Source organism: Henriciella aquimarina, assembly GCF_002088975.1.
GTDB classification, from domain to species: domain Bacteria; phylum Pseudomonadota; class Alphaproteobacteria; order Caulobacterales; family Hyphomonadaceae; genus Henriciella; species Henriciella aquimarina.
This window is the reverse complement of the sequence record NZ_NCST01000047.1, coordinates 25,867-35,310: the sequence shown is the minus strand read 5'-3', so window position 1 is coordinate 35,310 and position 9,444 is coordinate 25,867. Positions and strand designations below refer to the sequence as shown.

Genomic DNA, 9,444 nt, shown 5'->3' with positions numbered 1-9,444 from the left:
TGAGACATGGGCAAGAGATCAACGCCTGAAGAGATCATAGCGAAGCTGCGGGAGGTGGAGGTCCGCCTCGCGCGGGGTGAGACGACGGGTCAGGCCGTGCGTTCGATCGGGGTGACGGAACAGACATACTATCGGTGGCGCAAGGAGTATGGCGGGCTGCAGGTTGGCCAGGCCAAACGGCTGAAGGAGATCGAGAAGGAGAATGCGCGGCTGCGTCGCGCCATTTCTGATCTGACCCTCGACAACCAGATCCTGCAGGAAGTCATCAAGGGAAAGTTCTGAGCCCTTCACGCAAGCGCGAGGCGGTCGATCATGTGGTGGAGACACTCGGCGCAACCGAGCGCCGGGCCTGCCGCGTGATCGGCCAGCACCGTTCCACCCAGCGCAAGCCGCGTGTGCCACGCCAGGACGAGGATGTGCTGACAGCGGCCATCATCGCCCTGGCTGAACGGTTCGGCCGGTATGGCTACCGCCGGATCACGGCCCTGCTGAGACGGGATGGCTGGCATGTGAACGAGAAGCGGGTGTATCGCATCTGGCGGCGTGAAGGGCTGAAAGTGCCAATGAAACAACCAAAGAGAGGCCGTCTCTGGCTGAATGACGGCTCCTGCATCCGGCTGAGGCCGATGCACAAGGGCCATGTCTGGTCCTATGACTTCGTTCAGGACCGCACGCATGACGGCAAGGTGTTCCGCATGCTGTGTGTGATTGATGAGTTCACTCGCGAATGCCTCGCCATTCGTGTCGAACGCAAGCTCAACTCCCGCGATGTCCTAGACACGCTGGGCGAACTGTTCGTGCATCATGGCCCGCCGGAGCATATCCGTTCCGACAATGGCCCCGAGTTCATCGCCACGGCCCTGCGCGAGTGGCTTGGCCGGATCGGCGTGAAGACGCTCTATATCGAACCCGGTTCGCCTTGGGAGAACGGCTACTGCGAGAGCTTCAACTCCAAGCTCAGAGACGAGTTGTTGGCGAGGGAAATCTTCTATGATCTCAGGGAGGCGAAAGTCCTGATCGAGACCTGGCGGTGGCATTACAACACCGCGCGTCCGCACTCTTCTCTGGGCTACCGACCGCCCGCGCCACAAGCCATCTTGCCCGCGGCGTTCATACCGCCTTACTGTGGGGAGGTAGCGGCATGAACGCCGCTACGTGGAAACCGCCGGGCTAATAAATCTGGTGGACCACTCCGGTGGGGCAGACCAAGTTTCGCGCCCAAGGAATTCACCCGAACGAAGATCTCTGTGACTTCCTCATAGGATTTATCGCGCTCGAGCACATGAACCCGATATCCGTAGTCGCGAATAGCGCGCAGTTGCTTCAGGCGCGATGTGTATTTGTCATAGCGCGGATCGTCCATTGAGGTGACGCCGGCGGCTTTTAAGAAAGGTGTATCGCTGCTTTCCTTAAACACGCCTGTTACTGAGACCCAATGCGGCTTTGCCGCGAGTTTTTTGGAATGAACAACGAAGGCCATTTTGTCGAAGCGCTGGAGGAGTTCGTCTTCCGACGCGTCGGCTGAGTCCTCGGTGTCATCGTCATCTGTATCGTCGTTTTCATTGACTTCTGTGATGAATTGAAGATCGTCCGGGTGGTCCAGATTGAAGAGAATATCTATAGGACGCTTCCTTCCGCGAACATGGACAGGTTGTCCTCGCAGGATTGCCGATAGGGACGTCAGACGCTGTTGACCATCGAGCAACAATTGAAACCGACCCGTATCGGTAGTGGCCTGATCAACTGCAAACTCACGCGTCGCGACACCTTCATCAGTTTCCCAGGTCAAGATCGTACCTGACGGATAGCCCCTATAAAGAGAATCCAGCAGGTCTCGGACGCGAGTAGATTGCCAAACATATTGACGCTGCATTTCCGGCAAACGGATTTCGCCTCGCTCAATCTTTGCGACGAGCTCCTTTATTGGAATGTCCTGCTGCGCCATTTGCTCCCCATTTAGCTTTCTTTACCCGAGGATTTCTGGCCCTCGATCCACTCATCAATCTCACCCTTGCGGAACCGCCAGGAGCCGCCGACCTTGAAGCCCGGTATCTTGCGCTCGGAGGCCAGCCGGTAGGCGGTTTTCTCCGTAATGCGCAGATATTCCGCCACTTCCTTGATGGTCAGAATGTCGGTTTCCATGACCGCCCCTTGAGCCGAAATCAGCCTGTTTGAGAAAATTAGGCAGAATCGGGAAATAGCACAACCGGGAAACGGCGTTGGGGTGTCGCTCGCGTTCAGCATGCTCGCCCGACCACTCCAGCCTCCCTCCGCCTCAATATCTCTCCCATCAGTCAGGTGGGCGGACGGTGCGTCTGCCAGAGCGCGGTCGCCGCGCAAGGGGGCGGGTCCTTGTGATCTATGATCGTCTTTAGGCGTCCTACCTACAGCTTCCCCTTGCGCGCCGCCCTGGTGCGCTCCGGCTGAGCACCTCCTCGCCGCCCACCCGACTGTCGGGAAAAGAACGCGGGCGGGAGAGGAGACTGACATGACTGACCAGATTTGCACCCACGCGCACGCGGCAACGCCTGCACCCGCGCGAACCGACAGACCGCGCATCTATGTGGCTTGCCTTGCAGCCTACAATTCCGGCTGCCTGCATGGCCGATGGATCGACGCGACCACCCCAGACGAGATTTGGGAACAGGTTCGCGCCATGCTGGCGGACTCGCCGGAGTCCGACGCCGAGGAATGGGCGATCCACGATTATGAAGGCTTCGAGGGCGCGAACCTGTCGGAATATGCGAGCTTCGAGACGGTTTGCGAGCTTGCCGATTTTATCGAGGAGCATGGCGAGCTAGGCGGCAAGGTGTTGAGCCATTTCGGCGACGACCTCGCCGAGGCGCGCGCCGCCTTCGAGGACTATGCGGGCGAATATCGCAGCGCGGCGGACTTTGCCGAGAGCCTGCACGAGGACACCGGAACGCAGATACCGGAGAGCCTTCGCTATTACATCGACTGGCAGGCCCTTGCCCGCGACATGGCGCTGAATGGCGAGATCATGGTGTTCCAGACGGGCTTCGATGAAGTCCATATCTTCTGGTCGCGGTAAGGGAGGGCTTTGACATGACTCCCGAAACCACCCGCTATCGTTTCACGCTCGAAGAATTGCAGCAGGCTGACGACTGGTCAGAAGGCTTCTGCCTTGCCTGCCGTGCCCCACGCGAGTGCTGCGAACCCGATGCGAGCGCCTACCGTTGCGATGAATGCGGCGAACATGCCGTGTACGGCCCGCACTGGATCGCGATTGCAGGCCTCTTTTCGGAGGGCGCGGCATGACGTTCACGCAGCGCTTTCAGACCTTCGTTTGGGAGGGCGACAGCATCTCTTGCGAGGTTGCAGGCATCGAAATCACTGCGCGGATTGTGCGCGATGATTGCCCCGATGCACCGGATGAGCGCCAGGACGGATTCTGGCCTTCGCTCTACAAGGACGCGCCGGGATTTATCGGCCCCGGACCAAACCACCGACAGCGCTTCGCCGAGGCGCAGGCCAAGGCCGAAGCGGTCATGGAGGCATGGCGCAGGGACGAATGGTTCTATTGCGGGATCGTCCTGTCCGTGGCGCTGGAAGGCGTCACTTTGGACGCCCATGCGGCGAGCCTTTGGGGCATCGAGGCGAACTATCCCGGCAGCGACAACGCTTATCTGACGCAGGTCGCGCAGGAGCTTCTATCCGAGGCGCTGGACGCAGGCCGCGCCGCCGCCCGCCGCCTTTGTGCGGCGCTGGAAATCAGCGGGGCGCGCGCCTGACGGCGCGCCCCCAATCTCAAAACCCCTCAATCAAAAAGGAGCCAGATCATGGCCCAGCCCATTCTCAAAATCATCCCCCTGTCCGAGCTTCGGATTTCAAAACTCAATATGCGCCACAGCCGCAAGAAGCCGGACGTGTCCGACATCCTGCCATCCATCCGCGAGAGCGGAATCCGGCAGACTTTGCTGGTCCGCAAGGAAGGCGATCACTATGGCGTTGTCGCCGGACGGCGGCGTTATTTTGCCCTGAAAGAGATCGAGAAGGAGACGGGGCAGACGCCTCATGTCCCCTGCGCGATCATGAAGGAGGAGGATGCCGCGAGCGCCATTGCCGCCTCCGTCATCGAGAATGTCGGACGCCTGCCAGCATCTGAAATGGAGCAGTACACCGCCTTCAAACGCCTGCACGATGAGGGGCGAGGCGTGGACGATATCGCAGGTTTCTTTGGCGTCACCGAGCTTCTGGTGCGCCGCGTTCTGGCGCTGGCCTCGCTCGCTGAACCGATCCGAAAACTCTATGCCGAGGACGAGATCGACCGCGAGACGATCCGCGCCCTGACGCTCGCCACGCCAGACCAGCAGGCCGAATGGCTGCGGCTCTATGAAAGCGAGGATGAACGGGCCCCGCGAGGGCGCAACTGCAAGGCATGGATCACCGGCGGCGCGATCATCACCACCGACAAAGCGCTGTTCGACATCGCCGACTATGATGGCCAGATCACAGCCGACCTTTTCGGCGAGCATGGCGTGTTCGCCGATACCGAAGCCTTCTGGACGGCGCAGTCCGCCGCCGTGGCGCAGCGCATCGAGGCTTACATTGCAGAAGGCTGGAAGGACGTTGTCTGCCTTGAACGAGGGGCGTTCTTCCATCGCTGGGACCATCAGACCCGCACGAAGAAGCAAGGCGGAAAGGTGTGCGTCGAGCTACGCCATGACGGCACCGTGACCTTCCATGAGGGCTACATCTCGCAGGCGGAGGCGCGGCGGGAGCAAACGGCGAAGGCTGGCAAGGACGATGTGCCTGCCGCGCCCGTCAAACCGGAAATGTCCGGCCCGCTGGCCGAATACATTCTCCTGCATCGCCATGGCGCAGCGTCGGCAAGCCTTGCGGGCCAGCCTGCCATCGCGCTGCGTCTGATGGTCGCCCATGCCATGACCGGCAGCGCCTTGTGGCAGGTTCGCGCCCATGAATGCACAAGCCGCAAGGAGGAGACGCGCGCCAGCCTTGAAGGCTCGAAAGCCGCCGCCGAGATAGAGGAAAAGCGCGCCCGCATCGCTTCCCTGTTTGAGACGCTGAGCGTGTCCGCTGAGGCGCGGCGCAATACTGATGCCTACCGGCTCTGCGAAATCTTCGCCGCCTTGCTCGCCATGTCGGACGAGGAAGTCATGGAGGTTCTGGCCTTCACCATGGCGCAGACACTCGAAGCAGGCGGGCCGGTCGTTGAGGCCGTGTTGCATGTCTGCGAGACAGATTTGCCTGCGTACTGGAAGCCGAACGCGGCCTTCTTCGACCTGTTGCGAGACAAGCGCGCGATCAACGCGATGGTCGCCGAAATCGCATCGAAATCGCTGGCGGACGGCTGCGCTTGCGACACCGCCAAGGTCCAGAAACAGATCATCGGCAACCGGATCATGGGCCATGGATGCGAGCCCCATCCTGACTGGCGGCCCGCATGGATGCAGGTGCCGCCCGCCCGCCTTGTCGAGGGTGCAGGTTCCCCGCCCGCCGATGCATGGGCGCGAATTGCGGGGCTGTTCGAGGGACGTGAAGACACCGATGCGCCCGACGCCGAAGCCTTCGATCAACCACACGCCGCCTGACCTTTCAGTCTCCTCGTCAGGCGGATGACGGAGCCGCCCGGTGACAGTCGCCGGGCGGTTTTTCGCGCGCTGATGGATGCAGTCTGTGCGCAGGCAGAGGGTTCATTGATTGAACCGCGCCAAAAAAAATCGCCCCGTCTTTGGGTCTCGCTTGGCTTTCCGAAATGTCGGCTAACGTGGGTTCATCTGTTTCCAACCGATGCGCTCCGAACCCCTTGTTCCCGTCTCATGCCGTGTGACCTGGACGACGCCTGTCGGGCCTTGAAACCGGCCCATGCGAAGAATTTTCCCCGCCGCTTTGCGGCTCCTCGCGGATCAAAATTCTTCTTCGGGCCGGTGCTCCGCTGCGCTACGCCCGCGAGCGGTTCAGACCCGTCCGGCCCCGTCCTTTCGGTCCGGCGTCGACGGGGACAAGGGGTCCCCGGGACGACATGGAAACGAAAGGAACCAAACCATGGCCAACGCACTCGGATACGTCAGCGAAACCAAGACCGGCTTCGAAGGCGCTCTTGCAATGATGAACCTCTCGGCTGCCATCCGCATCGAGAAGAATGCGGAGAAAGCCGCCGACGGACAGCCCGACTACCGCATCTTCGCCGGAGAAACCTCGACTGAAATCGGCGGTGGATGGCTTCGCAAAGCCAAGGCATCGGGGCGCGAATATGTCTCGATCACCCTCGCTGACCCGCAGATCGGCCCGCGCAAGATCTACGCGAACCTCGCCCCCGTGAAAGGCAAAAAGGGGCGTCACGTCATCCTCTGGAACCCGCGGGACTAGGGGGCCGATCCATCGCCAATGAGCCGCTCCGGAGATCGTCTTCGGAGCGGCTTTTTTGTGCTCAGGAAGGGGGGAGAAAATGCGCGGGCGCGATTTTATCCCTCCAGACCGGCGCAGTTCGCGGCAAGTCTTTGCCAAGCCTGCAGGAAGAAAAGGAGCGGCTGCAATGACACGAAACAGACGACATGACGATGACTGGCCGGAGCTTCTCACCGTGACCGAGGCGGCAGAATTCCTGCGCCTGACACGCTCCACACTCGATCATTATCGCTGCGAAGGACGGGGGCCCATCTATCGCAAACATGGCGCACGGGTCTTCTATCCGAAACCCGATCTCATCGCCTGGTCGGAGCGCAACGCCTATGCCTCCACGTCCGAGAAGATCAGGAACACCAAATGAAACGCCGCGCGCTTTTGATGACGGGCGCGGGCATCGGCCTTGCTCTGTTCGGCCTGATCTTCTCCCCCATGGACAGGCTGATCTGGAACCGGACCGGCAGCGCGCCGCAAGGGCTGTACTGGCTGAGCGACGAGCCATTCACCCCTGGCCGATGGGTCGTCGTCTCAGCCAGGAGCGTTGAAGCGCAGTGGGCTGAAGACCACGGATTTGTTGGCCGGAACTGGCCGCTCTTGAAGCAGATTGCGGGGCTTCCCGGCGATGAAATCTGCCGATCTGGTGTTGACGTTTCGATCAATGGAAAGCCCGTCGCGACGGCCAGGGAAGGCGATTCCATGGGCCGCGCCTTGCCGGTCTGGCAGGGCTGCGTGCGCCTGAATGAAGGGCAGGTCTTCCTTCTTTCGCCGCATCCGGACTCTCTCGACGGGCGCTATTTCGGGGCCATGCAGCGCTCCGATCTCGTCGGCGTGGCGCGCCCGCTCATGACTTCGCAATAGTGACGGGACTGCAAGCAGATGCAAAGCGATGCAAGGCGGTGCAGCGAACAGATAAGCGAACCCGGTAGGGCGAGATTGAAGCTGTGGCACCACATGCCACCTAACGCCTTGTCTGCACATCTCTTTTTTGGAACCCTTTGCACAACATTGCGGTGCACGGGTTTCCGGCAAGTCTCAGATTTATCGAGGGTTTTTCGGGTGCACGGGCCGGAGGCCGCACTATGAGCGAGGAGACGCCCTTTACCCCGCGCCTCGGGCGGATCGGCGATCAGGGAAGAGGCTCAGGACGGCGGGCCTCACGCAAGCTGCGCCGGGCGATTGCGAAGCTGCCCAAGGCGACGCGGGCAAGCTTCACAGGCGCGCGTTCCGGAGCAGGTCGCGCCGCCGGCACGCGCGGGCTCAAGACCGGGCGTCTTTCACGCCTGCATATGCGCCGCGTCGTGGTGAAGGTTCATATCGCGCGCGGCGGGCGCTCCGGGTCCGGCCTTTACCGTGCCCATCTTGGCTATCTCCAACGCGACGGTGTGGACAGGTACGGCGAAGGCGGCGTGCTCTATGATCGGGAGAGCGACAGCGTCGATGCGCGGGGTTTCCTTGAGCGCAGCGAGCAGGACCGGCACCAGTTCCGTATCATCGTCTCACCGGAAGACGGCGCGCGCCTCGGCGATCTGAAAAGCGCCACCCGAGAACTCATGGCGCAGATGGAGCGTGACCTCGGCAGGCGTCTCGACTGGGTCGCCGTCGATCATCACAATACAGGGCATCCGCACACTCATATCGTCATTCGCGGACGCGATGCGCGCATGCGCGATGTGGTGATCGCCCGCGACTATTTGATGAACGGCCTTCGCGAAACCGCCGAGGACCTTCTCACGCAGCGGCTCGGTCCGAGGCGGGCGCTGGAGATTGCGCAGGCGCGTGAGAGCGAGGTTAGCCAGGACCGCTGGACCGGGCTTGATCGCGAGATCGAGGCGGCGCTTGAGGGCGGGCGCATCGAGCTTGATGTCGCGAGCGGCAGCGCGGCGCGGTTCGACCGCGCGGTGAAGCTGAGGCGGCTGCGGCATCTGGAATCCCTCGGCCTTGCAAGGCGGCTCGATGAGCGGGTTTTCGAGATGAAGTCCGGCTGGCAGGACAGACTCAAACGCGAGGCCCGGCGGGGCGACATCATCCGCACGCTCGCGGCGGAATACACGCGACAGGGACGGGCCGTATCCTTCATCGAGGAGCTGAAGCTCGGTGCTGACCCGATCCGGGGACTTGTGAAGGCCTATGGTCCCGAGGATGAGCTGCGCGACACGCGCTTTCTGCTGGTCGAGGATTTTGATGGCCGGATATGGCATGTCCCGGCAGGCGCGGTCGACATGGCGGCGCCGCCTGTTGAAGGCGCAGTGGTGGAGCTGAGGCGGGCAAGCGCCATGGCGCGCCCCTCCGACCGGGCCATTGCGGCGGTCGCGGAGGCTGCGGGCGGCGTCTGGTCGCAGGAGCTGCATGCCCGCCACGATCCGGGCTCGAAATCGGATTACCGGCTCTCCCTGAAACGCAGGCTCGAAGCCCTGCGCCGGGCCGGGATCGGTGCGCGGCTTGCCACCGGCGAATGGCATATTGGCGAGGATTTTCTGGAGCGGGCGGCGGCGCATGAGGCGCAGCGCGCAGGCGGGGTCCGACTTGCTGTCCTGTCCTGGGTGCCAGCCGAAGAGCAGGTTCGCTTTCGAGGTGAGACCTGGCTCGATCGGTCGACAGATGCGGAAGCGCCAGCCGAAACGCAGATCGGCACGCTCCGGGCACAGCGACAGGCATGGCTCCGTGAGCAAGGCTACCTTGGCGAGGGGCAGGACCGCCTGTCAGACGATCAGCGTGCACGTCTTCGGGTCATGGAGCTGACACGCGCCAGCGCCGCGATTGCGGCGCACACCAGCCGTGAAGCAGTCACGGTTCAGCCCGGCGACGGGTTCGAAGGCACGCTCGAAGGCCATGTCGATCTCGGGGCCGGACGCATGGCAATTGTCGGCAATGCCAAGGAGTTCACCCTCGTGCCCTGGCGCGAGGCGCTCGGTCGACAGATCGGCCGTGAGCTGAGCATCCAGCGAACAGCGCGGGGCCTCTCCTGGAGCCTCGGCATGGAGCGAGCACGGGGCTTGTCGCGCTGACTCCTTGCACGCCTTTGCAGGGCGTTGCGCGCTTTGGCGCGCTTTGCGGCTG

The 9,444-nt window shown here is 62.3% G+C and carries 11 protein-coding genes; 9 read left to right on the top strand and 2 right to left on the bottom strand.

The features are described 5' to 3' along the window. Positions 1-6 precede the first annotated feature (6 nt). Positions 7-1,145, top strand: a protein-coding gene (locus B8784_RS07605) for an IS3 family transposase (protein WP_143435295.1) whose coding sequence is annotated in 2 segments (ribosomal slippage) — positions 7-265 and positions 265-1,145 — 1,140 coding nt in all. Because the reading frame shifts where the segments join, the coding sequence is not laid out codon by codon here. On the opposite strand, the gene B8784_RS07600 is transcribed toward B8784_RS07605, so the two are convergent. Continuing rightward, a complete protein-coding gene (locus B8784_RS07600) occupies positions 1,121-1,945 on the bottom strand; it encodes a DUF262 domain-containing protein (RefSeq protein WP_084397068.1) in 825 nt (274 codons plus the stop codon). The genes B8784_RS07605 and B8784_RS07600 overlap by 25 nt on opposite strands. A gap of 11 nt (positions 1,946-1,956) precedes the next feature. Then, positions 1,957-2,142 (bottom strand): methylation-associated defense system helix-turn-helix domain-containing protein MAD1, encoded by a 186-nt coding sequence (gene mads1 / locus B8784_RS07595; protein WP_084397066.1) that lies wholly within the window; start codon positions 2,140-2,142, stop codon positions 1,957-1,959. 346 nt (positions 2,143-2,488) lie between these two features. Here mads1 and B8784_RS07590 point away from each other — a divergent pair, with 346 nt between their 5' ends. The 8 genes from B8784_RS07590 to B8784_RS07555 all read left to right on the top strand — a co-directional run bounded on the left by B8784_RS07590 (position 2,489) and on the right by B8784_RS07555 (position 9,392). Then, complete coding sequence (locus B8784_RS07590) at positions 2,489-3,052, top strand: antirestriction protein ArdA (RefSeq protein ID WP_158085623.1); 564 nt, start codon at positions 2,489-2,491, stop codon at positions 3,050-3,052. Positions 3,053-3,066: 14 nt separating this feature from the next. Continuing rightward, positions 3,067-3,279: a hypothetical protein gene (locus B8784_RS07585; RefSeq protein ID WP_084397064.1), complete on the top strand. Its 213-nt coding sequence runs from the start codon at positions 3,067-3,069 to the stop codon at positions 3,277-3,279. Further along, the gene (locus B8784_RS07580) at positions 3,276-3,752 is read left to right on the top strand and encodes a hypothetical protein (protein ID WP_084397062.1); all 477 of its coding nucleotides are present in this window, start codon (positions 3,276-3,278) and stop codon (positions 3,750-3,752) included. Before B8784_RS07585 ends, B8784_RS07580 begins: the two co-directional genes overlap by 4 nt. 48 nt (positions 3,753-3,800) lie before the next feature. Next, positions 3,801-5,573, top strand: a complete 1,773-nt coding sequence (locus tag B8784_RS07575) for a ParB/RepB/Spo0J family partition protein (RefSeq protein WP_084397060.1) — start codon at positions 3,801-3,803, stop codon at positions 5,571-5,573. Positions 5,574-6,027: 454 nt separating this feature from the next. Then, the gene (locus tag B8784_RS07570) at positions 6,028-6,351 is read left to right on the top strand and encodes a DUF736 domain-containing protein (RefSeq protein ID WP_045694945.1); all 324 of its coding nucleotides are present in this window, start codon (positions 6,028-6,030) and stop codon (positions 6,349-6,351) included. Between the two features lie 166 nt (positions 6,352-6,517). After that, positions 6,518-6,751 carry a helix-turn-helix transcriptional regulator gene (locus B8784_RS07565; RefSeq protein ID WP_084397058.1) on the top strand — a complete coding sequence of 78 codons (234 nt, stop codon included), beginning with the start codon at positions 6,518-6,520 and terminating at the stop codon, positions 6,749-6,751. Further along, positions 6,748-7,245, top strand: a complete 498-nt coding sequence (locus B8784_RS07560; RefSeq protein WP_084397056.1) for a S26 family signal peptidase — start codon at positions 6,748-6,750, stop codon at positions 7,243-7,245. The genes B8784_RS07565 and B8784_RS07560 overlap by 4 nt, the downstream gene beginning before the upstream one ends. 221 nt (positions 7,246-7,466) lie before the next feature. Then, positions 7,467-9,392, top strand: a complete 1,926-nt coding sequence (locus tag B8784_RS07555) for a DUF3363 domain-containing protein (protein WP_034827853.1) — start codon at positions 7,467-7,469, stop codon at positions 9,390-9,392. Positions 9,393-9,444: the final 52 nt, after the last annotated feature.